At 64.7% G+C, this 24,035-nt stretch carries 19 protein-coding genes; 7 read left to right on the forward strand and 12 right to left on the reverse strand.

What is annotated here, in order from left to right; translation table 11 throughout:
* The first annotated feature begins 66 nt into the window (after positions 1-66).
* Positions 67-2,211, forward strand: coding sequence for a tetratricopeptide repeat protein (locus tag PLZ73_01515; protein ID HOO76547.1), 2,145 nt, complete (start codon positions 67-69; stop codon positions 2,209-2,211).
* 490 nt (positions 2,212-2,701) lie between these two features.
* On the opposite strand, the gene PLZ73_01520 is transcribed toward PLZ73_01515, so the two are convergent.
* The 6 genes from PLZ73_01520 to PLZ73_01545 form a co-directional block, all read right to left on the reverse strand.
* A complete protein-coding gene (locus PLZ73_01520; GenBank protein HOO76548.1) occupies positions 2,702-4,243 on the reverse strand; it encodes a glycosyltransferase family 39 protein in 1,542 nt (513 codons plus the stop codon).
* Positions 4,244-4,252: 9 nt separating this feature from the next.
* Positions 4,253-4,945 carry a deoxyribose-phosphate aldolase gene (gene deoC, locus PLZ73_01525; protein HOO76549.1) on the reverse strand — a complete coding sequence of 231 codons (693 nt, stop codon included), beginning with the start codon at positions 4,943-4,945 and terminating at the stop codon, positions 4,253-4,255.
* A gap of 37 nt (positions 4,946-4,982) precedes the next feature.
* Complete coding sequence (locus PLZ73_01530; protein ID HOO76550.1) at positions 4,983-6,245, reverse strand: hypothetical protein; 1,263 nt, start codon at positions 6,243-6,245, stop codon at positions 4,983-4,985.
* 102 nt (positions 6,246-6,347) lie between these two features.
* Positions 6,348-8,219 carry a sulfatase-like hydrolase/transferase gene (locus PLZ73_01535; GenBank protein ID HOO76551.1) on the reverse strand — a complete coding sequence of 624 codons (1,872 nt, stop codon included), beginning with the start codon at positions 8,217-8,219 and terminating at the stop codon, positions 6,348-6,350.
* A 19-nt stretch (positions 8,220-8,238) separates the two neighbouring features.
* Positions 8,239-9,366, reverse strand: a complete 1,128-nt coding sequence (locus tag PLZ73_01540) for a glycosyltransferase family 4 protein (GenBank protein ID HOO76552.1) — start codon at positions 9,364-9,366, stop codon at positions 8,239-8,241.
* A gap of 118 nt (positions 9,367-9,484) precedes the next feature.
* Positions 9,485-10,255, reverse strand: a complete 771-nt coding sequence (locus PLZ73_01545) for a glycosyltransferase family 2 protein (GenBank protein HOO76553.1) — start codon at positions 10,253-10,255, stop codon at positions 9,485-9,487.
* A gap of 96 nt (positions 10,256-10,351) precedes the next feature.
* Between PLZ73_01545 and PLZ73_01550 the strand changes: the two genes are divergently transcribed.
* From PLZ73_01550 to hflK, 5 genes are all read left to right on the forward strand, one after another.
* The gene (locus PLZ73_01550; protein HOO76554.1) at positions 10,352-12,139 is read left to right on the forward strand and encodes a glycosyltransferase family 39 protein; all 1,788 of its coding nucleotides are present in this window, start codon (positions 10,352-10,354) and stop codon (positions 12,137-12,139) included.
* A gap of 2 nt (positions 12,140-12,141) precedes the next feature.
* On the forward strand, positions 12,142-13,152 hold the full coding sequence (locus PLZ73_01555; GenBank protein HOO76555.1) for a hypothetical protein: 1,011 nt from the start codon (positions 12,142-12,144) through the stop codon (positions 13,150-13,152).
* 108 nt (positions 13,153-13,260) lie between these two features.
* Positions 13,261-14,958 (forward strand): cation diffusion facilitator family transporter, encoded by a 1,698-nt coding sequence (locus tag PLZ73_01560; GenBank protein HOO76556.1) that lies wholly within the window; start codon positions 13,261-13,263, stop codon positions 14,956-14,958.
* Positions 14,955-15,866 carry a protease modulator HflC gene (locus PLZ73_01565; GenBank protein ID HOO76557.1) on the forward strand — a complete coding sequence of 304 codons (912 nt, stop codon included), beginning with the start codon at positions 14,955-14,957 and terminating at the stop codon, positions 15,864-15,866. Before PLZ73_01560 ends, PLZ73_01565 begins: the two co-directional genes overlap by 4 nt.
* Complete coding sequence (gene hflK, locus PLZ73_01570; GenBank protein ID HOO76558.1) at positions 15,863-16,849, forward strand: FtsH protease activity modulator HflK; 987 nt, start codon at positions 15,863-15,865, stop codon at positions 16,847-16,849. Before PLZ73_01565 ends, hflK begins: the two co-directional genes overlap by 4 nt.
* Here the strand turns inward: hflK and PLZ73_01575 are convergent.
* The gene (locus PLZ73_01575) at positions 16,827-17,678 is read right to left on the reverse strand and encodes a glycosyltransferase family 2 protein (GenBank protein ID HOO76559.1); all 852 of its coding nucleotides are present in this window, start codon (positions 17,676-17,678) and stop codon (positions 16,827-16,829) included. The two genes, hflK and PLZ73_01575, sit on opposite strands and share 23 nt — an antisense overlap.
* 94 nt (positions 17,679-17,772) lie before the next feature.
* Here PLZ73_01575 and PLZ73_01580 point away from each other — a divergent pair, with 94 nt between their 5' ends.
* A complete protein-coding gene (locus tag PLZ73_01580) occupies positions 17,773-18,582 on the forward strand; it encodes a hypothetical protein (GenBank protein HOO76560.1) in 810 nt (269 codons plus the stop codon).
* Here the strand turns inward: PLZ73_01580 and waaF are convergent.
* Genes waaF through PLZ73_01605 form a run of 5 tightly spaced genes read right to left on the reverse strand, consistent with a single transcriptional unit; the run spans position 18,546 to position 24,002 of the window.
* Positions 18,546-19,571 (reverse strand): lipopolysaccharide heptosyltransferase II, encoded by a 1,026-nt coding sequence (gene waaF, locus PLZ73_01585; protein HOO76561.1) that lies wholly within the window; start codon positions 19,569-19,571, stop codon positions 18,546-18,548. The genes PLZ73_01580 and waaF overlap by 37 nt on opposite strands.
* A gap of 20 nt (positions 19,572-19,591) precedes the next feature.
* Positions 19,592-20,449, reverse strand: coding sequence for a lysophospholipid acyltransferase family protein (locus tag PLZ73_01590; protein ID HOO76562.1), 858 nt, complete (start codon positions 20,447-20,449; stop codon positions 19,592-19,594).
* 13 nt (positions 20,450-20,462) lie between these two features.
* Complete coding sequence (lpxK, locus tag PLZ73_01595; GenBank protein HOO76563.1) at positions 20,463-21,635, reverse strand: tetraacyldisaccharide 4'-kinase; 1,173 nt, start codon at positions 21,633-21,635, stop codon at positions 20,463-20,465.
* Between the two features lie 8 nt (positions 21,636-21,643).
* Positions 21,644-22,930, reverse strand: coding sequence for a 3-deoxy-D-manno-octulosonic acid transferase (locus tag PLZ73_01600; protein ID HOO76564.1), 1,287 nt, complete (start codon positions 22,928-22,930; stop codon positions 21,644-21,646).
* Between the two features lies 1 nt (position 22,931).
* Entirely contained in the window at positions 22,932-24,002 is a 1,071-nt protein-coding gene (locus PLZ73_01605) for a glycosyltransferase family 4 protein (protein ID HOO76565.1), read from the reverse strand.
* Positions 24,003-24,035: the final 33 nt, after the last annotated feature.

Below are 24,035 nucleotides of genomic sequence, written 5' to 3' on the forward strand. Positions count from 1 at the left end.
CGGGCGCCCGAGCGCCGGAACCTTTTGTGGGTTCGGCGCCCGATTCGCGTTATTATACCCGACAAGATGGGCAAGAGACAGAACATCCCCCGGCCCGGCGCGGGCGCTCTCTGCCTGAGCGTCGTCATCCTGGCCGCTTTTTTCTTCCGGCTGGTGTTCTTTCTCCAGTTCGACTCCAGCCCCATCGCCGGAATGCTGGTCGAAGATTCCCGGGTTTACCATCAATGGGCCCTGGACATCGCCGGCGGCGACTGGCTGGGCAGGGAGGTTTTTTTCGCCCTCCCCTTCTACCCCTATTTTCTGGGAGCCGTTTACACGGTCTTCGGCCCCCACCTGGAGGCGGCCAAAATCGTCCAACTGCTCCTGGGCACCCTCAACTGCTGGCTGATCTTCCTGGTGGGAAAACGGTTCTTCTCCGCCGTCACCGGCGTGATCGGGGCGGCGATCATGGCCGTCTACGGGTGGCTGGTGGTGTACGATTCCTCGGTCCTGTCCCCGACGGTGGTCGTCACGCTTTCCGCCCTGCTCCTCCTCCTGCTGGGCGCCCTCAAACCGCGGGGAAACCTTTGGGGATGGGCGGGCGCCGGGTTGGTGGGGGGCATAACGGGCACCGCCGGCGCCCATGTTCTTCTTTTCCTGCCCGCGGCCGCCCTGCTTACGGCTTTCGGGCCCGGGCCGGAGAGCCGGGGGAGAAAGACGGCCGCGGCCGGGGCGTTCCTTCTCGGCGTCGGCCTGGTTCTCGGCGCGGTCACCTGGAGAAACTACGCGGTCGGCGGCGAATTCGTCCCCCTCACAGCGCACGGTGGAATCAATTTCTACATCGGCAACAACCCCGGGTCCCGGGGCGTGTTCGAACCCCCTCCCATCCTGCGCACGGGAGGGGCCACCCTGCAGGAAGATTCCCGCCGGGTGGCCGAGAAGGAGACGGGGCGGCGCCTCACTCCTTCCGAGGTCTCCTCGTTCTGGTTCGATAAGAGCCTCTCGTTTTTCCGTTCCTCCCCGGGGGCCGCGCTGCTGCTGATGGGGAAAAAAGCGCTCATCTTCTGGGACGGCCTGGAGATCGCCGACGTCATCCACCCCTTCTTCTACCGGGAGTTCGCCCCCATCCTCTCCTTTCCCTTCCTGGTATTCTCGGCGGTGGCTCCCCTCTGCCTTCTGGGGTTGTTCGTCGCGCTGCCCGGCAGCCGGAAGCGGAGGCTGCTTTACGCCTTCGTTCTCGCCTATTATCTCTCGGCCGTGCTCTATTTCATCAACTCCCGCTACCGCCTTCCCCTGGTTCCTTTTCTTCTTCTCTTCGCCGGCTTCGCCCTCGAGCGGGGCTGGACGAACCTCAGGCGCGGCCGGTTCGTTCCCGTCCTGCTTTCTCTTCCCGTCCTGGCCTTCCTGACCTGGGTGGTCAACCCGCAGGTGCTGGGAATCTCCTCCCCGCGGTTTTACCTGAACATGGGCGCGGGCCACAACCACCTGGGATCGTGGTATACCCAGCAGGGAGATCTGGAACGGGCTTTGAAGGAATTTACCGAAGCCCGGCGGCTGGAACCGTACCGGGCCGAAGCCAACTTCAACCTGGGGTCGACCCTGCTGAGAATGAAACGCTATCGGGAAGCGGAAGCGTATTTCCGGGAGGCGGTCAGAATCAACCCCTTCTACGAATCCGCCCACCTGTCCCTGGGATACATTTTCGAAGTCTCCGGAGATACGGCGGCGGCGGAAGCGAAGTACCGCGAGATCATCGCCAACCTCCCGGGCAGCCCCTCGGCCTGGCTGCAACTGGCCCGGCTCCTGATCCGGGAAGGAGAACCGGGGAAGGCGGGGGCGCTGCTTGAAGAAGGCTTGGTACGCCACGGCGGCAACGAGCTGTTTTTCCTCTACCTGGCTCTGGCCCGGGAGGGGGAGGGGAATCTCCCCGGCGCCCTGGCCGCGGTCGAACGGGGAACGGCGGCCCTCCCCGATTCCGGCCTGCTCCAGGGGGAAACCGGGAGGTTGATCCTGAAAACCGGCGGGGATCCCAACCTGGCGGCCCGTTATCTGGAGCGGGCGGTGCGGTTGCGGCCCGCAGACCCCCTCCCCCGCCTCTGGCTGGGAGACCTCCTGGCCGCGTCCGGCCGGGCCGTACGAGCCCGGGCTCTTTGGGAAGAAGGGGCCGCGCTCGCTCCCGACGACCCCCGTTTCCGCGAACGACTCGACCGCCCGGAAGCCGCCCTCCCCTGACCTTCCCGGCTCCCGCCCGCTCCCGCTCCCTTTTCCAGGCGGCCGCGGATAAAGGCTCCCAGGTCCGACTCGGGCCGGACGATATCCAGGATCAGGAGCAGGTCCCGGCGGGCGGCGGCTTCCCGGGCGTCGAGCAGCGCCAGAAGCTCGGCGGCGGCGGCGTAGTCGGCCGCCCGGGCCAGACGCCGGGACCGGAGCAACGCCGCCGGCAAGCCGGCGGAACCGCGGAGACGGCTCGAATGGAGCCCCGCGATGGCGAGCATGGCCCGCCGGTCGCCGGGGGGGAAGGCGGCGTCGGGAGCGCGCTTCAGATGAAACCGGGCGCCCCGCCAGTCCGCCTGATGGAAAAGAATCAATCCCAGACCGGCATGGGCGCCGGCCGCGACCGGGTCCCTCGCCAGGATCTCCCGGAAAATCCCCGCCGCTTCTTCCCACCCTCCCCGGCTCAGCAAGCGCAGGGCCCGCGCGCAGCGGTCGGCTTCGCCCCCCTTCATTGTTTCTCCCTGATGAAGACGGAGATCTCGGGCCGGTTGTATTTGAGGTCGTGGGGAGGGAACCCCGTCCCGAATACCAGCGGCCCCAGCGCCGGGGTGGCCCGGAACCGCCGCAGCAGCCGGTAACCCTCTTTTTCGCCCAGAAACGAGGTCCAGAGAGCGCAACGCTTGTCGTCGTAGAGCTCGTCCAGGCGCAGGATCTGCCGGTAATCGAAGTCCGTCACCACCAGATAACGGGGCCGGGCCCCCGGAGCCAGGGCCCGGATCAGGCGATCGTACCGCCGGAGGCGGAAGCGGGTGTCGCCGGGCTCCAGGGGGGGGTCATCCAGGTAAACCAGCCCGGTTTCGGTCTTGATGAAGCCGATATCGGCTCCGGCGGGGAGGTTCTTCAACATCCATTCGAGAGCGGCCTCGCGGGGATCGGGGCCGGCCAGCATCCGCGCGTAGGCGGCGGAGATGAGCAGCATCCAGGCCCCCACCCCCAGCACGGCAGCGGTCCAAACCCGGCCGAAGCGACGGTTCCGGGGGAAGGAGGAGGCCACGCCGCCGGCGGCGACGCAGAGCGCGGGGACAAGGGGGAGCAGGAACCGAATGAATTTGACGGTGGGGATCGATATCAGGACCAGGTAGGGAACGACGAACGCCAGCAACACCAGGTCGGAACGCCGCCGGCGGATGGCCGCCGCCGTCACCCCGGCAACGACCAGAAGCCACCAGCCGGTCCCGCCCGCGTAGTAGAAATTGTAGAAAACCTGGTAGGCGATGCCGGGAGATGTGTCGATAAAGATAGGGCCGTGGCCCTTGCTGATCAGATAAGCGGACTGGCCCGCCAGGTCGCGCCAGAACACCGGAAGATCGCCGACGAGAAAAGGAGTGGAGAGAAGAAAAACGCCGGCGGCGGCGCCCAGGGCGAAGACCAGACGACGGGGGCGCCCCGGCGCCGGCGGCGCCAGGAAATGGGCGGCGATCACGGGCAGCAGCACGAAGCCGGCGTTGTATTTGGTCCCTGCGGCCAGGCCCGCCGCCGCCCCCGCCGCCAGATACCACCCTCCCCCCCCGCCGGTCAGGATCGCGGCCGCGCCCCAGAGAGAAAACGCCACCATACACGTCGCGGGGACGTCCACGGTGGCGTAGTGGGAAAGCAGCACGTGCAGCGGCACAGTCGCCAGCAGCACCGCCGCCAGCAGACCGCAGCGGCGCCCGTAGAGGCGCCGGCCGGCGGCGTAAACCGGAAATAGGGTAAGGGTCCCCAGCGCCGCCGCCCAGATCCGGCCGAGCAGGTGCAGTCCCTGGGGCCCGGCGGGCAGAAACTTCTCCGCCGGGATCCGGGAAAAGTAGAGAAGGTAAAGATAGAACGAGGGCATGCTGAACCAATGGGGGTTGAGATCGCCGCGCTGCATGACGAGCACGCGGCGGATGGCGGTGGCCTCGTCGGGGTGAAAAAAATAGGGAAACCCGAAACCGAGTCCGGTTACGCGAAGAACCCCGGCGGCGGCGGCCAGGAGCGCGATGAGAAGGAGGAACCGGCGGGGACTCATTCCCGGCAATCAGTAGCCTTCGGCCCGGGCGACCCCGTCCCCCGAGACCAGTTCCACCGAGCGGCTGGTTCCGATCCGGTTGGCCCCGGCCCGGATCAGCTCGTAGGCGAATTCGCGGGTCTTGACCCCGCCGCTGGCCTTGATCAGGAGTTCGTCCCCGACGATCTCCCGGATCAGGCGCACGTCTTCGACCGTCGCCCCTCCCTCGACCATGCCGGTCGAGGTCTTGATGAATTTGGCTCCCGCGGCCTTGGCCAGGCAGCAGCCGCAGATTTTTTCGTTTCGGGTCAACAAGCCGGTTTCGAGAATGACTTTGACCGGTTTCCCTTCACAGGCGCCTACCACCTGCTTGATGTCCTCCAGGACCATGACGTAGTACTTGGATTTAAGCGAACTGATATTGATCACCATATCGATTTCCTGGGCGCCGCGGCTGACGATGGCGTCATGGGCTTCAAAGGCCTTGGCGACGGGAGTCATCTGGCCGTGGGGGAAACCCACCACCGCTATGGGGATCACGTCGGAGCCTTCCAGGAGCCTGGCGACGTATTCGACGTTGCTGGAATGGACGCAGACCGAGCGGAAATGATATTTCTTCGCCTCCTCGACCAGACGGTCGAAATCCTCCTTGGTCGCCTCCGGTTTGAGCAGGGTATGATCGATGATCGACGCCAGCTTGCGGTCATAGGCGGCTTCGTTCATGGGCACCTCCTCGGGTTCCGCCCGGTTCGCCTGCATACTAACGGTTGGGCGGCCGCCCGGCAACGGCTTTTAACTCCGTTTCCGCCCCTCCCCCGGTCCCGGCGGGCGCGGCGGTATTGATGTCGAAAACCGCGATCTCGGGCCGGGAGAGGAAACGTATCTTGGGAGCGAAGCGCCCGTCCATCCCCAACCCCCGGTTGATATAGAGGCGGCATCCCCCTACGTCGTGCCAACCCCTGGTGAAGCGGCTTCCCAACCGGGTCCCGGTCATCACCGCTCCCACGAGGGGGAAACGGACCTGGCCTCCGTGGGTGTGGCCGGTGAGCAGGAGATCGACGCCCCGGGCCTTAAGCCGGGGATTGGGGGGCGGGGGCGGAGAAAAGAGACGGGGCAGGGCTTCGGTCCAACCGTGAGGCCCTCCCCGGGGGTCGAACCCGAAAGCCGGGCTGTGATACAGAAGGACGATGGGAAGATCGGTAGAGACCCCCGCGAGCGCGCGGTCCAGATCGGGAGCGACGTAATCCAGGCCCGCCACCACCAGCTTCCCTCCGTCCCGGTTCACGACCGCCGACCGGTTGGAAAGATACTCGACGCCGGTACCTCGAAGCAGCTCCGGATCCTCGGCGGCGGGGTTGCTGCTGCCGGAAACGGCGTAGACTCCCAGCGGGGCCCGCAGAGAAGCCAACAGCCTCCGGGCGGCGGCGGCGCCGGGGGCCTGGTAACTGAGGAGACCGGTATAATAGTCGCCGGTGACGACGATCAGGTCGGGAGAGAGACCCGATACGATCTCGACTGCCGCCTCCTCCCGCCCGGTCCAGCGCTCGGCCTGGATATCCGAGATCTGGACCAGGCGCAGGGCCGGAGCGCCGGGCAGAACCAGGCGGTGGAACGTCACCTCGATGCGGTAGGGCTCGACGAAAAAGGAATACGCGGCGAGGGCGAGCAGACAGATATTGAAAACGGCACCGAGGCGGCGCCCGCGCGGACCGCGGCGGCGGAACGCGAGGACAAGATCGAGAACCGGGTTCATGACCATGAGCCCGTAAAAGATCAGAGCCACCAGGAAAAGCGTCCCGGTGCTGAGATCGTCGAGCGAAGCCATCCCCAGGGAAAAAACCACGGCCAGAGGCAGATAGACCGACCAAGCGGCGGCCAACCTCCCCGGATAGGCACGGGCGACCCGGGCGGCCACCCTCCGGGACAGGGCCAGCAGCAACGCCGCGGTGACGAGCGGAAGGATATAGTACCAGGGAAGGCCGTAGAGCCAGGCCCCCTCGAAGTTAAGGCCGCCTTCGATCACCGTGAACCCATCCGAATCCGTTCTCCCCGGCGGACGCAGGAACCGTGCGCTTCCGCCGACCGGAGACGATGGAGCGCGGCCGGCCCGGGCGCCGGCGCTCCGTCATCTCAGGAATCTGCCTATCCCCTTCAAGGCGGCCATCAGATAACTTTGTTTCGCGGCCGACACCGCGGCGCCGTCTTCCAGGGACCGGTCGGACCGGTCGGTTACCCCGCCCTCGAAAAAGTTATAGGCCTCCAACGCCATCCTCATTTTGACGTGGGGCGTGAAAAGACAGCAATCGTCCCAGCCGGCGAGGACCATGAAATCCTCGCCTCCGTCCGCCAGCAGGTTTTTGCCGTTGCTGTACAACTCCGGAGGGTTGTCGTCGCCCAAGACCCCCAGGAGGGTGGGAACGATATCGAAGTGGTTCGTGGGCTCGGAGAAGACGCCGGGCGCCCGGCCGGGAATCCGGATAACCATGGGAACCTTGGTCTGGTAGTCGGTATAGGCCGAATTATGGCCGAAATAACCGGTTTCCCAGAATTCCTCCCCGTGGTCGCCGGTCACGACCACGACGGTGTCTTCGAGCAGGTTCTCGGCGCGCAGGGCTTCCAGCATCTCTCCCAGCGACCCGTCGGCGCAGCGGACGGCGTTCCGGTAGCGGTTGAATATTTCCTCCCGCTGGTCCCTGAGGTCGGTCTTGACGTAGCTTACCTCGCGGCAGAAGGGAGTGAAGTGGGCCGAATCTTCGGGGAAGGAGTAGGGGGCGTGGGGGGCGTCCAGGAAAGCGAAGCAGAAAAAAGGCCGGGCGCCGGACCGGTTCTTCAGCCACTCCCGAAATCGTGAAACCAGCACCCGGTCGCGGTCCTTGGCCTTTTTGGGGCCCATCCGGTCTTCGATCGCCTCGGGAACGTCCACGAAAAGGGTCTGGCGGAATTCGGGGTAATCCATATCCGTGCTGGAATAGGCCTTGAAGTCGTACCCGTTTTCCTGCAGGAGCTTGACCAGGACCGGGCCCTGGCGGCTGGCCAGAGCCGGGTGCCAGTAGGTTCCGTAAAGCCCGTAGACAAGGGCGAACCCCCCGAAACGGCTGGTGTTTCCTCCGGAATAATGATCGGTCAGAACCAGGGCGTCGGAGGCGAAAGCGCAGAGGTTGGGGGTGGTCTCGGGGGCGAACATATCGAACCGCATGCTCTCCACCATGATAATGACGACATTCAGAGGCCGCGGCAGCCGGCCGTAGCGGAATCCCGGAAGCGGGTAATCGAGGCTGGAGTACTCGAGAGACACGCGCGGCAGGGTTTCCTGGGCGGGACGGTCGAGGAACGTTTCCAGAAACCGCTTGAAGGTCAGGGGTTGGTAGAGGGGAAGGACTTTCCGGTAGCGGATGACGGGCACGTACGAGTAAAAATCGGCCAACCCGAACGCCGTTTTTTCCGCCAGAAAAGCGAGCAGGAAGACCGCGAAGAAACCCGCGACCGGAAGGGGGCGGGTCAGCCCGGCGCGCCTCCCCCCCCGGAAGAGGACCCCGGCCAGGAGCCAGAGGAGCAGGCCCTGGACGGCTACCACCCCCCCCAGGCCCAGCAGGGCGACGGCGCGATCCGAGGAATCGAAGCGGACCGAGTCCCAGTATCCGGGGGTGAGCATGGCTTCGATCGCCAGGCTGTTGAGGTGAAAATGATGAAAGAGGAACACGCGCACGTCCACGAAGACGTACACCTGGATGAGCGTGAAGAACAGGACCCCTGCGGCCGCCGACGCCGCCCGGGAGCGGAAGACCAGGAGAACCAGCATCGCCGCCCCGGACGCGGCCAGCCCCATGAAGAGAAAATTGGAGAAAAAAGCGCAGTATTTATAGACGGTCACCCACCCCTGCGACGGAGCCGTGGAGAGGTAGGGCATTCCGCTGAGCATGAGAAAGCCGGCGTTGAGCACGCCGGCGACGAACAGCGCCCGGTAGAGCGCGCGCTTTTTGTCCCGTTTCGCGGTCATCGGTCACCGGAGAGACAATCTACCGGCTTCGGAGCCCGGAATCAAGCCCCGGCCTCGTTCGCCGCCGCATCAGCTCCCGGTAGTAGGACTCGTGGCCGGCGAGGGTGCGGTCGATGCCGAATTCGTTCAGCGCGCGTCGACGGGCGGCGGCGACCAGGCCGGCGCGCCGGCGCCGATCCCGTATGACCAGGGCGATTTTTTCCGACAACCCGGCCTCGTCGCCCGGCGCATAGAGAAAACCTTCGCGGCCGTCGCGGATCAATTCCCGGTTTCCCGGGATATCGGTGGCTATGACCGGAACTTCCAGGGCCATGGCCTCGAGAAGCGCCTGGGGAAACCCCTCCCGGGCGGAAGGCAGCACGTTGACGGTGAAAATCCGGTAATAATCGAGGACGTCGTCCATGGGAACGCGGCCGGCGTAGATCACCCTCCGTCCCGGAGGAAGCCCGGCCCGGAGCCGGGCCAGCTCCGGGTTTTCCTCCAAACCGCAAAAAACCAGGGTCAGTTTTTTCTCGGGGAGCCGGGCGGCGGCCCGGAGGACGTCGGCCTGCAGCTTGAGACGGGATATGCACCCGATCACGGTCTCTTCCGCTCCGATCCCCCACCGGGCGCGCAGACGGGCCGGGGCGTCCGCAGCCAGATTCCGATACCGTTCGGGCGGAGTCCCGTTATGGATCGTCCTGATGTGCCCCGGGGGGATCCCCATCCCCGCCAGGGCCTCGGCCACGCCGGAACTGACCGCGACGATGCCGTCGGTCCCGCGGGTGTAGAAGCGCACCTGCAGAAAATTTCCGGAGCTGCTGGGCATCGTCCGGCGGGTGTGAACCACGACAACGGGAAGCCGGTAGCGCCAGCGGGCCAGCACCGAGGTATAGCGGTCTCTTCCCGCCTGGGCGTTGATCAGTTCGATCCCCCGCTCCCTCACCGCGGCGGCGATCTGCCCCATGTTGCGCCGGTCGAACTTGCCCCGGAAGGTCATGGGAATAGGTTCGACCGGTCCCGAGCCGAGCCGGGAATAGAGTGCGGATTCCTTCCGGCAGCCCACGCACACCCGGTGGCCGCGGCCGGCCAGGCCCTCGGCCAGCCACCCGATCGAGTTGGTGGCTCCGGCCATGTCCCCCTGGCATGTGAGCAGCAATATCTTCATTCCCGGCGGCCGAACTCCTCTTGGGCGGGTTCGAGACCCGTCCGGCCGGGGGCCGACTTCCCGGCATGGCATCATACCGGCGGCGGCGAGACGGGAACGGCTTCTCCCGCGCTCCGGATCACTCCGGCGCGCCCGGAAACCGCCGGGTAGAATTTTCCAGCTCCCAGAGCCTCGCGTATTTTTCCGCCACATAGCAGGAAGACAGGACGGCGCTGATCAGGCCATGCGCGCCGTCGAGAAACCCGCGGCGGAAAACGTAGTTTTTTAAAAAATTGAAAACCGGATTGGCCGCGATCCGGGCCGCCGCGGCGCCGCGGCGGCCTCGAGCATAGGCTTCGGCCTGAAGGGCGGCGTAGCGACTGGACTTCCGGACGAACTCGTCGATCGAACGGTGGGTGTAATGGATCAGACGATTTTTCAACACTCCCGCCGGTTCTTCCGGCACCAGCCGGGCATGGACCCGGGCTCCGTCGAACCGGTAGCGGTCTTTGCGGAAGAGGATATTGTTCAAATCCCGGTTCCAACCGCCGTAGCGCATTTCGCGCCCGAGAAAAATTCCCCGGCGGAAGACGAAATAACGCCCGTAAAGCGGGTCGCGCACCGTCTCGAGCAGCTCGTCCCGGAGCGCTTCCGGCATTACTTCGTCGGAATCGATGATGACGATCCAGGCGTGCGTGGCTTGATCGATGGCCCAGTTGCGCTGCTCCGATTCCGAGGTGTATTCCCTTCGAAAAAAGCGGTGGGCGTAGCGGCGGGCCACTTCATCGGTCCGGTCGCGGCTGCCGGAATCCACCACGATCAATTCATCCGCCCAGCACAGGGAGCGAAGACAGCTCTCGATGTAGGGCATATTGTCGCAGCAGGTAACGATGGCGCTGATATCGACCATTGTTATTATCTCATTGTTCTTATCTACGAGGAGGAGTTCATATGCCGTACGGCGGCAGTCTTGCCAACGCCCGCTCGATATGGATAATAGTTTACTATGGCAAATGAAAATGACAAGCCATTATCCGGCGCCCCCGCGGCGGGGGGGAGCCGTCGCCCCGATGAACGGACTCCGCTGCTTCCTCTGAACATCTTCCTTCCCGAGATCGGGCCACGGAAGGTCGCCGGACTGATCGCGTTCTTCGTCGTCCTGGCCGTAACCGCCAGAAGCATCCGCTATCTTCTCTGTTTCCCCCTCTGGCCCGACGAAGGATTCCTCGCCGCCAATTTCATCTGCGCCCGCTTCGACGGGTTGCTCGGCCCCCTGGCCTACCATCAGGTTGCACCCCTCTTCTTTCTCTGGACGGAGGCGGCCGCGGTCAAGCTTCTCGGCTTCAACGAGTACGCGCTCCGCGTGTTCCCTTTCCTCTGCGGCATCGGCGCCGTGTTTCTGTTCGTCCGGGTGGCCCGAAATCTTTTGGGAGGGCTGCCCGCCCTGCTGGCCGTTGCCCTTTTCGCCGTTTCCTACTACCCCATCCGTCACGCGGTGGAAATCAAACCCTATTCCGTCGACCTCGCCGTATCCCTGCTCCTCACCCTCGGGGCGGTCGCGTGGCTGCGGAACCCGGAGAAAACCGCCCCGTTGTGGGCTCTGGTCGTTTTTGCCCCGATCGCGGTCGGCCTCTCCTTTCCCGCCGCTTTCACCGGGGGGGGGATTGTCGTCGCCCTGTTGCCCGCGGCCTGGGGCCGGCTCCGCTCCCGGATCGCCTGGTGCTGCCTGCCGTTGACGTTGATTGCCGGCTTTCTCGTCGTCTATGCCGTTTCCACCGGCCCCCAGTTGGAGCGCGAGAGCTGGCTGCGGAAGGAAGACCCCGCCACCAGCTCCTTCAACCAGGACCAGGCCTGGACAAGAACCTTCCCGCCCCTGGGGCACCCCGGGCGCCTGGCGGCGTGGCTCCTGCGCACGCACACCGGCCTGCTTTTCGCCTACCCCAACGGGGGCCACAACGGAGGATCCGCGGCGACGTTCGTCCTCTTCGCGGTCGGGGCGGCGGTATTCTTCCGGCGGGGACGGCGCCTGCCCCTCGCCCTGCTTCTCTCACCCTTTCTCTTCACCTTCATCGCCGCCATCCTCCACCGCTACCCCTACGGCTACAGCGCGCGTTTCAACCTCTATCTGGCCCCCGCCATCTGTTTGCTCGCCGGCCTGGGGGGAGCCAGGCTCATCGCTTTGATCTCCTCGCCACGGCTGCGGAAACCCGTCACCGGAGCCGCTCTCGGCTTGCTGGCTCTAACCGGAACGGCGACGGCGGCTGTCGACCTTTTCCACCCCTACAAGAACATCGAAGACGTCCGCGCCCGCGATTTCGCCCGGAAGTTCTGGCGGGGACAACCGCGGGACGTTCAAACGGTGTGCGTCTATCGCGACCTGGGGATCGAATTTTTCCCACGCCTGTTTCAGTGGGGCCACTCTTCCCGCTACCTCTGCCACCAGGAAATCTTCCGCGACGACCCGGGCGGAGGTGGGGCGACGCGGTCCCTGCGCCCCTTGCGCGTCGTGGTATTCAGCGTGCCCGACCGGTTCGAGCCCTACGCCGCCCTCGACGAAGTGCGTTGGCGGAACTGGCTGGAAACGACGACCGAGGAGTATGAATTCGTCTCGCATCGACGTTATCAAGTCAACGCCGGGATCGACTCCCATCACGAAACCTACGATATCTACGAGTTCGTCCCCCGTCCCCCGGAAACGGAGAAAACGGCGTCCCCGGAACCGCCGCCGCTCCCGGGGAAGCCGATTGATTCCGCCGTTCCGGCGGGATACCATGCTGTTTCCGAACACCGGTGAACATGAAAAAAACCGCTTCGTTTATCGCCCTGCTCCTGGCGGCCGCGGCCGCGCCCTACGGGGTGCGGGCGATCTTCGGCCTCGCTTACTCCCTCCCCTATCTCGACCTCGTCACCGGCAGTCGCATCTGGTCGATCTCCATCTACCGGGGACCCGATCCTTTCCGGCTCTCCCCCCTCACCGATGCCGACATCCCCGTTCTGACCGCGAACGACGTCGACGATATCCCCGCGACCATGGTCGCGGATCCCTTCCTGGCCCGCGACGGAGGCCGCTGGTTCCTCTTTTTCGAGGTCATCGACCGCCGTTCGGATCAGGGAGATATCGCCGTGGCTTCCAGCAGCGACGGTCTGTCCTGGAATTACGAACGCGTGGTTCTGAACGAGCCTTTTCACCTCTCCTATCCTTACGTCTTCTCCGACGGCGGCGAGTGGTTCATGATCCCGGAAAGCGCCGAAGCCGGCGCCGTTTTCCTTTATCGGGCCCTGGATTTTCCCGGAGGCTGGGTGCGGGATACGGTTCTGATCCCGCGTCCCCTCAAGGACTCGTCGATCATCCGCCACGACGGGACCTGGTATATCTTCGCCCGGGGCTCGAACAAGGATCTACTGCTCTATACCGCACCGGCGCCGCGGGGTCCGTGGCGCGAGCACCCGAAAAGCCCCCTGATCGCGGGCGACGACGACATCACCCGGCCGGGAGGAAGAATGATCCATTACCGGGGACGCGTTATCCGGTTCGCCCAGGACGGCGACCCCGTCTACGGGAACTCGGTGAGGGTCTTCATCGTCGACCGGCTCACTCCGGACGAGTACCGGGAACACGAATCGGCCTTGAGCCCCGTCGTCCGCGGGACCGGGCACGGTTGGAACCAGGAAGGCATGCATCAGGTCGACGCCGTCGAAACCGAACCGGGCCGGTGGCTGGCGGCGGTGGACGGATACCCCCGGCGGACCAAAACGATCGTAGCGGGTTTCGGCCCAGGTCTCCGGGCCCCGCGGCTTGAGCGGTAATCGCCGGAAATTAGCCCTTGCTTTGAAAATCCGCCGAGGTCTATGTTCCTTTTACGGCCCGGGCCGGGATGCCAAAGGCCCTGAAACGGAATTTTCGGTGCTGATGCCATGAACGCCAAGAAAAAAACCGCCGCCCTCTCCACCCTCTTCAACGTGGTCCTCACCGTTCTCAAGTTTGCCATCTACTTCCTGACCGGCAGCCTGGCGGTTCTGGCCGAAGCCTGGCACAGTCTCTCCGACATCGTCACCTCGCTGCTGGTGCTGTTCTCGCTGGGGTCGGGCCCCGCCCCGGAAGGGCCGGAAGGGCGCCGACGCGGTTGGAGCCGCCTGCCCCTGGAAGCCAGAATCTCCTTCGTCATCGGCCTTTTCATCCTGGCCGCGGCCGTCATGGTGGTTAAAAAGATCGTCGGCAGCTCCGCCGCGTCCGTGACCTATCCGTTGATCTCCGGGCTCTTCTTCATCCTCTTTGCCCTCGGCTCCTTCTTCGTCTACCAGTTCGAAACCAGGGTGGGAAAGCAGACGAGGTCGCCGGGTCTGGTCTCGGACGGACTTCACTCCAAGGCCGACATGCTCGGTTCTCTGATCGCCGGGTTCGCCCTCATCCTTCTGCAGTTGGGCGTGAACGCGGACAAACCGGCGGCGATCGTGATCTGCGTCTTTCTTGTCTCCTTCGCGCTCGATACCTTCGTCAACTTCGTGCGGGCGCTGCGCGGGGAAACGGAGTGGACCGATCGGGCCTCCCTGAGACTGATCGAGAACATCTTCCAGGGCGTAGCCCGCGGCCGCCCCGAAGCCGAAGGCGGAACCGGTTGGCGGAGCTGGCTGGAGCCAAGGCGCAGGGCGGTAAAAAGAACCGCCGGCGCCGTTCTCGCCGCCGTCGCCGCCGTCGGGCTCTTCTCCCTGTGCTTCTTCACCGTGGGACCGCGCGAACGTGCCGTCCGGGAGCGCCTGGGAACCCCGCTGGATGTCGACGCGCCCCTGGGACCGGGGTTTTACCTAAAACTCCCCCCGCCCCTGGAAAGAGTGCTCAAGGTCGACACCACCGGCATCAGGACCATGGACGTGGGCAACGTCAGCAACCCCCAGGTGCCGGCGCTGATCTGGACCAGGGAGCACGGCGTCGATCAGGCCTTTCTTTCCGGAGACAACAACTTTTTTTACCCGTACCTGACCGTCCACTACCGGGTCAAAAACGTCCGTGATTACCTCTACCGCCAAGCCGCGCCGGAAGAATGCCTGGCGCTCCTGACCGACTCCCTGATCACGGAGATCTACGCCGGGCGGACGTTCTACGACATCGCCACCGTTTCCCGGCGCCCGATCGAAGAAGAGATCCGGGGCCGGCTTCAGCGGCACCTCGACCGGTTCGGAACCGGCCTGGAGGTGGTGGAAGTCAACACCAAGGATATCCACCCCCCCATTTCGATCGCGGGCGCGTTCGAGGAAGTCATCGCCGCCATGCAGGAGAAGGTGCAGAGCGTCAACCAGGCGATCGGCTACCGGAACACGGTGCTTCCCCAGGCCCGGGGCGAATCTTCCCGGACCCGGGCCGAGGCCCAATCCTATGTGCGTTCCCAGGTCGATACCGCCGACGGCGATGCCGGAAAATTCCGGGAGATCAGCCTGGCCGCTTCCATGCGGCCGGCCCTTTCCCGGACCCTGCTCTACCTGAGAACCGTGCGCGAAACCCTGGGGGGAAAACGCCTGATCCTGGTTTCGCCCGAAGTCGAACCCCCGGATATCTGGCTGGGAGCGACGGGCCGGCCGCCGCTCGTCGGCGCTACTTTGGAGAACATGTATCCATGAGAAAAACCCTTGTCGTTCTGATCGTCATCGCTCTGGCGGTCTGGTTGGTCAGCCTCTGCATCTTCACCGTCAGCGAACGCGAAATCGTCATCATCACCCGCTTCGGCCGACCGATCGGCCAACCCGTTTCGGAAGCCGGACCGCACCTCAAACTGCCCGGATTCATCGATACGGTCAACCGACTCGACCGGAGGATTCAGGTGTTCAAGACCCTGCCCATCCAGCTCCTCCTCGGAGACAAAAACCCGATCATCATGACCTGCTACGTCACCTGGAGGATCGCCTCCCCCCTGAAATTCTTTCAATCGGTAACCACCGCGGAAACCGCCCGCCAGAAACTCGAAGACATGATCAACGCCCGTTTGGGAAGCGTCCTCGGCGATTTCACCCTTTCCCAGATCATCAACGTCGACCCCGAGAAAGTGGAGTTGGGCGAGATCGAGCGACTGATTCTGACCGAAGCCGGCGGCCAGGCCGCCCGGGAATACGGTCTGGAAATCGTCGACGTCGGCATCTGCCGTCTCTCCTACCCCAGCATCGTCACCAACGCCGTCTACAACCGGATGAAGGCGGAGCGGGAAAAGGAGGCGAAAAAATACCGGGCGGAAGGCCTGGAAGAAGCGGCCGCGATCGAAGCCGACGCGGATAAACAGGCGGCGGAGGTCCGGGCCCAGGCGTACAAGGAGGCGGAGATCGTCAAGGGGGAGGGAGACGCCGAAGCCATCCGCATCTACGCCGAAGCCTACGGACGCGATCCGGACTTTTACCGGTTTCTCGACACCATGGAGACGTATAAGAAAATATTGGGCAAGGAGACCACTCTTATTTTATCCACCGGTTCGGAACTCTTCCGCTACTTGGCCCCTCTCCCCTCCCCCGCGCCCCCAGAAGCCTCCCCGACGCCATGAGCACTTCCCTGGGACAAGAACTGCGCGATGCCTGGCGGCACGCCCGGCGGTTCTCCGCCCTGGTGGCGGGAGCCCTGGCGGCGCTGCTGCTTCTCTACGAACTTTCCACCATGCTGTATTCGATCAAACCCAACCAGCTGGGGCTGGTGGAGTTCATGGGGACCGTCGCCAACCGCCGGGTTCTCCCCGGACTGCATCTGACTTGGCCCTGGCCGCTGAGCCGGGTGCACCGGGTTCCGGCCAAGGAAGTGCAGCGGATGATGGTGGACACGTTTTTCCAGGATTCCGGCGAGGAATCGCGTTCCTACCTTTTCTACCGTCTCACCGGCTTGGAATCGTATTGCCTCTCCGGGGATAATAACGCGGTCGAGATCGCCGCCGTGATTCAGTACACCATCAGCGATCCTTACGCCTATCTCTACGGTTGCGCGGACAAAGAGGAACTCCTGCGCAGCATCGTCTGCCGCCGGATGATCGGACTCCTGGCGGAACGACCCATCGACGAGATTCTGACTTACGGCAAAAAGGAAATCGGGCAGAAGCTCAGAGCGGGAGCGCAGCAGGACCTCGACCGAAACCTGACCGGCATCTCCGTGGCTCTGGTGGAAATCAAGGAGATCAGGCCGCCGCTGACGGTGCAGCCTTACTTCGACGACGTCATCAATTCTCAGGTGGACAAACGCAAGATGATCAGCCGCGCGGAATCCTACCGGAACGAGCAAATCCCCGGCGCCCGGGCGGAACGGGAGCGGCTCCTGCGCTCGGCCGAGGCCTATCGCGACACCACCGTCAAATCGGCCCAGGGAGAAACGGAACGGTTCGCCGCCAGGCTGGCCGAGTATTCCAAGGCCCCCGACATCAGCCGGCGGCGGCTGTATCTTCGGGCCGCGCGCGAAATCCTGGCCCGGATCGGTTCCCTGTGCGTGGTCGACGGGGAGGAAGGGCGCCCCGCCGCCAAGCTCAGGATTCTTTCCCCGCCCTGAGTTCCGGTTCCGCTCCCCCGGGGGGGGATGGATGGGCGAGATTTTCACCAGCGCCTTCTCCCCCGTTTCCGGCGCCGTCGGGAAACCGGCAATGGTCCAACTCCCAGAGCCTGGCGTATTTTTCGGCTACGTATGCCGAGGAAAGAACCGCGCTGACCAGGCCCCGGGCTCCGTCCAGAAAACCGGCTCGCAGCAGGTATATTTTGACGAAATTGTAGAACGGGTGGGTGAAGATCTTCCCGAACGCCCCCCGGCGCCCCCGGCGCCGGTACTTGCGGGCGGCCCAACCGGCATAGGTGTGGGATTTGGAGACGAACTCGTCGATCGAGCGGTGGGTGTAATGGATCAGCCGGTTGGTGAAGCAGCCGCATGCGCCTTCCGGCAGCAGCAGGGGATGAACCTCGTCGTCGTTGAAGCGATACACGCTCTTGCGGAAAAGGATGTTGTTGGTATCGCGGGGCCAGCCGCCGTGGCGCATCTCTTTACCCAGGAATATCCCCCGCCTGAACACCCGGTAACGGTCGTAACGCGGCGCCGCCATCTCTTCCCGGATCTCGTCCCGAAGTTCGGGAGGCATGACTTCGTCGGAATCGATGATCAGGGTCCAATCGTGAGACGTGCGCTCCATCGCCCAATTCCTCTGGGCGGCGGCGGAACGGTATTCATGCCGGAGGAGGACGTCGGCGTAGCGGCCGGCGATCTCCGCGGTCCGGTCGGTGCTGAAGGAATCGACCACCACCAGTTCGTCGACCCAGTCCACGCTGGCCAGGCAGTCCGCAATTTCGTTTTCGCGGTTGAAGCAGGTGACGATGCCGCTGATCTTCTCCATAGAGAGGGTTCCCGCGTTGCAATTGATTTTTAAACACGATACTCTATCCCCGATCGTTTCCGACCTCAACCTGTTTTAGAAAGCGCGCCGGGGAGTGAAGCCGAACGAAGAAACCTTGCCGTGGAGAATCGCGGTCTACACCGCGGTTCCGGCCGCCTTGGGAGCCTTCACGATCTTCGGCTATTTTTTCGGAGGCGCCGCCCTCTCCGCGGTTATCGCCCCGCCCTTCAACCGGGAATACGGGCTGCTGGAAAACCTCCAGGCCCTCTTTCTGGCGGGGATCGCGGTAACGGCGGCCGTAGGCTGGAAACTCCAGTCCACGCGGATCAGAAAAGCCACGGTCGCCGCGATCTTTCTAGGGGCACTCTTCGTCCTCCTCGAAGAACTGGATTACGGGACCCATTATTTTTATTTCTTCTTCCGGGCTCCTCTTCAAGACGCCGTTGCCGGACCCGCACTCAACCTGCACAACATCGGAGATAACACCTCGCGCTTCAAGCATGTCGGAGACACCCTGATGGTCGTCCTCTTCGTCGTCTTCCCGCTGTTTTTCTTCCGGAGCCGGAACCGGATCGTCGCCTTTCTCCGCCCCGACCGGATGATCGTGGCCGGCATGGCGCTCATGTTCGTGTTCTCCAAGGGCGCCCATTGGCTCAACAACCATTTTCCCCCCCACCCCAACCCCCTGGAATACCGGATATCCGAATTCCGGGAGCTTTTGATCTACTACCTGTTCCTGGCGTATTTCTACGTTTTCATCTTCAAGACTCCGCCGAGGCCCGGCGACCCGGTGGCGGTGCCGGTCGAAGGGTCTTCCCATCCGAGCGGAGATCCAGGGGCAACCGACGGCGGCGGGGATGGAGCCGGTCAGCGCTCCGGCAGGAGTTCGACCACCCGCTCGTAGACTTCCCGGGGGGATATATCCCGCAAACAAGCGGTATCTTCGGGACAGACCTGACGGAGACAGGGCGAGCAGGACAAGCCCCGGAACATAACCGTCACCCGCTCGCCGCGGGGAGCGGTGGCGGCCGGATCCGAGGAACCGAAGAGTGCGACCACCGGCGTTCCCACCGCCGCCGCCAGATGCAGGGGCCCGGTATCGTTGGCGACGACGACGTCGCAGGCGGCGAGAAGCGCCGCCAGTTCGCCCAGGGAGGTTTTGCCGGCGTAACTCCTCACCCGGTCGCCGCCGGCAGCGACGACCCGCTCCACCAGTTCATTCTCCACCGCGGTGCCGAAAACCGCGATCCGCGCCCCCCGCTCCCGGGCCAGGCGCCCGCCCAACTCCTGAAAATGCTCCAGGGGCCAGCATTTAGCGGGGCCATGGCTGGCGCGCGGGTGGAAGCCGATCAACGGCGAGCCGTCGGGGGGACCGAATTCCTCCTGCAGCAACTTCCCGGCCCGGGCGCTCAAGGCGCCGGGGATCGACAGGATCTCCCGGGGAGCGGGGGTCTCGCCGCGGCCTCCGTCCAGAAGGCGGTAGTAATAATCGATGCGGTGGGTATGCCGGTAGCCCCGGGGACACCGGGCCCGGCGCGTGAGCAGCGGCGAACGCCCTTCCTCGGCGTAGCCCCAGCGTTCGCGAGCCCCCGCCAGCCGGGCCAGCAGCGCCGATTCGAAAGAACGGGGGAAAACGACCGCCAGATCGAAACGCTCCCGGCGCAGTTTCCTGATCAACCGCAGTTTTCCGGAAAGATCGCGCAGGCCGCCGCGCTCGGGAGCGGAAAAGATCCGGTCGACCTCCGGAACCAGCTGCCAGAACGGGACGATCCCGGGCCGGGTGACGATCGAAATGGCCGCTGCCGGGAAACGTTTTTTTAACTCCCGAACCGCCGGGAGCGTGAAGATGTTGTCCCCCACCCAGTTGGGCTCCCTCACCAGGATCGCGCGCACCGGCTTTTTTGCTCCCCGCTTCACGCTTCTCTCCAGCGCCGGTGCGCCCACAGCCAGTGTTCCGGACGGCTCCGGATCTCTTCTTCCAAAATGCCGTTGATCCGGGAGGTGACGGCCAGAACCGCTTCCTTGAATCCCCCGCCGGCCTCCGTTTCCACCGCCTCCCGGATCCGGACGAGGAACCGGCCCTTTCCGGATTCGATGAAGACGGGAATCAGGGGGGCGCCGCTTCTCAGCGCCAGCACTGCGGGGGCGGCGGTGGTGGCGGTTTTCTTTCCGAAGAAGGGAACGGAGACGCTCATGGTCCGAGCCCGCTGATCGGCCAGAATCGCGACCGCGCCGCCGGAGGCGAGATAATCGATGATGGCCTGAGCCACTTCATACTTGGGGAAAAGCTCCAGACCCAGCGCTTCCCTGGTATCTTTCACCATGCCGTCCAAAGCCGGGTTCTTGATGTCCTGGCCGATCGCGGCCGTACGCACGCCGAGCAGGCGCGCGCCCAGCGCCAGGTATTCCCAGGCGTCCAGATGGGCCAGGACAAGAATGGCCCCCTTCCCCTCCGCCAGGGACTCGCGGAGGATATCGGCTCCCGCCACATCGAAACGGTCGCGCCATCTCCCCTTTAAAAACACCCGGAGCCTCAGCGACTCCACCAGCGATACCCCCAGATTTCCGAACGATTTCCGGGCCAGTCGATGGAGGCGGCGCGGGCCTTGCTTGGGAAACGCGATCTTCAGATTTTTCAGGGCTATCCGCCGATGGCGACCGAGAATGAAATACGCTCCTTCGCCCGCCAACCGCCCCGACTCCCGTACCAGCGCCCCGGGGAGAACGCAGGCCAGGGCGCGAAGAACCAGGATTCCCCAATAGGCCGCCATACCTCCTCCGCGCTCACCCCGGCTGACGGCGTCGCTGGCGGTCTCGCTGGCGCAGGGAATCCAGCAGCTGGCGGTCGAACTCGGGCTCTCCCTCCAGCCCCTCGATGCGGACGCGCAGGGAATAGACGGGAAGCCCTCCCCGAGGGAGCCGCGGAAGCCGGGCCGCGTCTTTTTCGGTGGTGATCAGCAACTGGGCCCCGGACGCCGCGGCGCCGCCGAGAATATCGATGATCTCCTGGGGCCGGTAAAAATAGTGGTCGGCGAAACGGTATCTCCTGGTGATCTCGACTCCCAGTTTCTCGATGGTTTTTTCGAACCCGTCGGGGCGGGCGATGCCGGCGAGAGTCGCCACCCGGCTTTCCCGAATGAAGTCGAGGGAGGCCCGGATCGAGGTTCTGACGTCCCTGAGAAAAACGGGCTGGTGCCGGCATTCGATCAGCTCGGCCGAGGGATTTATGGCCTCCAACTGCTTCCGCAACCTCGGGAGGTCGGCTTCGTCGGCCTTGGTGATCATGATCAGATCGGCGCGGGCGAGGTTGCCCCGGGGTTCGCGCAAAATCCCCCGGGGGAAAATGTGGCCGTTGCCGAAGGGATTCCCCCCGTCGACCAGAACGATATCCAGGTCCCTTTTTACCCCGATATGCTGAAAACCGTCGTCGAGAATTATGGTATCGGCTTTGAACCGCTTGATCGCGTACTGGACGGCCTTGTAGCGTTTTCGATTGATAAGCACCGGAATCCCTTCCAGGTTTCCGGCCAGCATGTAGGGCTCGTCCCCCGCCACCCGCGCCGGCAGCAGCACCCGCTCCCCGTCCGAGACCACCCGCGTGGTCGGAGCCCCGGCGATTTTCTCCTTGACCCTCCGTAGCAACGGCCCGGTTTTGCGCCGGTAGCCGCGGCTGACGATGGCCACCTTGCGCCCCCGTTCATGCAGCAGCGCCGCCACCCGTTCCACCACCGGGGTCTTACCGGTCCCCCCCAGGGTTATATTCCCCACGCTGATCACCCAGGCCGTGGCCTGGCGGCTCTTGAATATCCGGAGGCGATAGAACAGAAACCTGGCTTGAACCACGATCCGGTAGATCCAGGATAATATCCGGAAAAATGCTCTCCCGGCGGCGGCGGCCGGCCCCTGGCGGCTGCCCTCGACCACCTCGACGAAAAACTGTTCGACCTTGTCTCTCATAGTTTCCTTCAGCCCTCGAGCAGTTCCCGCACCGCCTGCAGGTTCCGCTCCGAGGCTCCGCGGCAGCTTTCCACCGCCAGGCGGGCGGCGCGGCCCATCGCTTCCAGCCGCTCCGGGGCGTTCAGAAGCGCTTCCACCTCCTCGGCAAAATCTTCGGGCCGTTCGACCACGGCCGCGGCGCCGGCGCTCACCAGCAACTCGGCCTCGGCCTTGAAGTTCTTCATCCCCGAACCGAATACCACCGGCCGCCCCAACGATGCGGGCTCGATCGGATTCTGCCCTCCCCCTCCCCGCAGGCTGCGGCCGACGAAGACCAGATCCGCCAGGCCATAGGCTTGGTATAGTATACCGAAACGATCGAGGACGACAACCGGCGGATGCGGCCGGGCGTCGCCGAGCGCGGAATAAAGGACCGGTTCCAGCCCCGCCAGCCTCAGTTTTTTCACGACTTCGTCGACCCGCTCGAGGTGGCGCGGGGCCACGATCAGCCGCAGCCGGGGATGGCGTTTCCTCAATCCGGAAAAAGCTTCCCCGACGATCTCTTCCTCTCCCGAAAAAGTGCTCCCGGCCACGAGGAAGCGGTCGCCGGGCTCGATACGGAGGTTCAGGCCAGGGGCCGGCCCTCCGTTTCCGGCCGCACGGTCAAGCACGTCGTACTTGAGGTTCCCGGTCACCCGGATCCGCTCATGGGGAACCCCCATTGCCCGCGCCCGGCGCGCATCCTCCTCCCCGCGCATGCAGAAACGGTCGATCCGGCGCAGAAAGGGACGGAGAAAAAACCTCCCGCGCCGGTACCAGGCAAAGGCGGATTCGGAAACCCGGCCGTTACAGACGCAGATGGGAATACCTCTCCGGGAGGTCTCGGCGATCAGGGCCGGCCAGATCTCGGTCTCGATCAGAATCAACAGGGAAGGTCGGAACCGGTCGACAAATTTTTTCACGAAAAACCACAGGTCCAGCGGGCAGAGCAGGCAGAGCGCCCCCTGCCCGATTTTTTCCCGGGCGGTGTCCCGGCCGGCGGCCGTCTGGGTGGTGACCACCAGCTCGGCTTCGGGAAGGTCGCGGCGAATGGCGGCGACCAGGGGAAGCGCGGCGTTGACCTCTCCTACCGAGGCCGCCTGTATCCAGATCCGGGGCGCCCGCGCCGGGGGGGGCAAGGGGCCGATCCGATAGCGGCCCAGCCGTTCGCCCAATCCGCGGCGGAACCGGACCGTGGTGGCCATTTTCAGGGCCAGTACCGGCAAGGCCAAAAGCAGGCCGCACAACCCGAGCAGGTTATAGAAAACGACGATCATCTCATACCAGTTCCAAGGCTTTTTCGAGCCCGTCGAGCATCTGTTCCATGGAATAGCGCTCCGCGACCCGCTCCCGGGCGAGGCGGCCGCGGGCAGAGCGCTCGACGGCGGAAGCGAACGCTGCTTGCAGGGCGCCGGCCAGGGAGCCGGGATCGCCGGGGTCGGCCAGCCAGCCCGCCCCCTCCCCCAGGAGTTCCTCGACCCCGCCCACCCGGAAAGCGACCGTCGGCTTCGCCTCCGCCATCGCCTCCATGAGGATATGGGGCATCCCTTCGTGCCGGGAAGGCAACACCACCAGGTCGGCGGCCGCGATCCAGGGGCGGACATCTTCCTGAAATCCCGCCAGCCGAAGTTTCTTTCCCAGGTTCAAGTCCGAGGCCGCCCGCCGGATCCGTTCTTCTTCCGGGCCCTCGCCGGCCAGGATCACGGTAAAAGGCGGATCTGATCCGAGACGGGCGGCGGCGGAGACGAGGAGGTCGAACCCTTTCTCGAAGGAAAGCCTTCCCGCCGCCAGGATCAGCAGATGGCTTTCGGGAATCGAAAACTTCTCCCGGAGCGGCGCCGCGGGGGACGGAGGAGCCGGATCGATTCCGTTGGGGAGATGAATAACCGGTTTCCCCCGAAGCCAGGGGTAGCGGGAGTACTCGTCGCGCAGCGCCAGGTTGTTGACGATGATCCGGTCGACGAAACGAGCGCTGAAACGGTCCTTCCAGCGGTCGGAGAACACCCTGGCCCCATGCCGGCATGCGACCAGGGGCACCCTCTCCCGGCGCGCGGCCACGCCGAACGTCCGGAGGTCCTTGTTGACGTTGAGCAGCACCCGCTCGATCCCTTCCCGACGGATGATCCGCCGGACCCGCCGAATGCTCCCCCAGCCGTAATCCAACCGGATCCGGATTCCTTCGACCCTGTGGCCGGCGGCGCCCATCCGGGCCAGGAAAAGAGAGCCCCGACGCCCGGCCGCGGTGATCTCGTGCCCGCGGCGGCGCAGGCCGGCGGCGGCGGTCAAAAACCATTTTTCTCCCCCGCCCCATACCTCGGGGCGGATCGAATTGGCCATGAGAATCTTCATACGGACGTCTCGGGAGTCTCCGCCGGGACATTA

This window comes from bacterium, from assembly GCA_035380285.1.
Classification (GTDB): Bacteria; Auribacterota; Erginobacteria; order Erginobacterales; family DAOSXE01; genus DAOSXE01.

What these genes read in the sequence shown, in the direction of transcription:
- PLZ73_01515 (HOO76547.1), top strand. Translation starts at nt 67, where the DNA reads ATGGGCAAGAGACAGAACATCCCCCGGCCCGGCGCGGGCGCTCTCTGC.
- PLZ73_01520 (HOO76548.1), bottom strand. Translation starts at nt 4,243, where the DNA reads ATGAGTCCCCGCCGGTTCCTCCTTCTCATCGCGCTCCTGGCCGCCGCC.
- deoC (HOO76549.1), bottom strand. Translation starts at nt 4,945, where the DNA reads ATGAACGAAGCCGCCTATGACCGCAAGCTGGCGTCGATCATCGATCAT.
- PLZ73_01535 (HOO76551.1), bottom strand. Translation starts at nt 8,219, where the DNA reads ATGACCGCGAAACGGGACAAAAAGCGCGCGCTCTACCGGGCGCTGTTC.
- PLZ73_01540 (HOO76552.1), bottom strand. Translation starts at nt 9,366, where the DNA reads ATGAAGATATTGCTGCTCACATGCCAGGGGGACATGGCCGGAGCCACC.
- PLZ73_01545 (HOO76553.1), bottom strand. Translation starts at nt 10,255, where the DNA reads ATGGTCGATATCAGCGCCATCGTTACCTGCTGCGACAATATGCCCTAC.
- PLZ73_01550 (HOO76554.1), top strand. Translation starts at nt 10,352, where the DNA reads ATGGCAAATGAAAATGACAAGCCATTATCCGGCGCCCCCGCGGCGGGG.
- PLZ73_01555 (HOO76555.1), top strand. Translation starts at nt 12,142, where the DNA reads ATGAAAAAAACCGCTTCGTTTATCGCCCTGCTCCTGGCGGCCGCGGCC.
- PLZ73_01560 (HOO76556.1), top strand. Translation starts at nt 13,261, where the DNA reads ATGAACGCCAAGAAAAAAACCGCCGCCCTCTCCACCCTCTTCAACGTG.
- PLZ73_01565 (HOO76557.1), top strand. Translation starts at nt 14,955, where the DNA reads ATGAGAAAAACCCTTGTCGTTCTGATCGTCATCGCTCTGGCGGTCTGG.
- hflK (HOO76558.1), top strand. Translation starts at nt 15,863, where the DNA reads ATGAGCACTTCCCTGGGACAAGAACTGCGCGATGCCTGGCGGCACGCC.
- PLZ73_01575 (HOO76559.1), bottom strand. Translation starts at nt 17,678, where the DNA reads ATGGAGAAGATCAGCGGCATCGTCACCTGCTTCAACCGCGAAAACGAA.
- PLZ73_01590 (HOO76562.1), bottom strand. Translation starts at nt 20,449, where the DNA reads ATGGCGGCCTATTGGGGAATCCTGGTTCTTCGCGCCCTGGCCTGCGTT.
- lpxK (HOO76563.1), bottom strand. Translation starts at nt 21,635, where the DNA reads ATGAGAGACAAGGTCGAACAGTTTTTCGTCGAGGTGGTCGAGGGCAGC.
- PLZ73_01600 (HOO76564.1), bottom strand. Translation starts at nt 22,930, where the DNA reads ATGATCGTCGTTTTCTATAACCTGCTCGGGTTGTGCGGCCTGCTTTTG.
- PLZ73_01605 (HOO76565.1), bottom strand. Translation starts at nt 24,002, where the DNA reads ATGAAGATTCTCATGGCCAATTCGATCCGCCCCGAGGTATGGGGCGGG.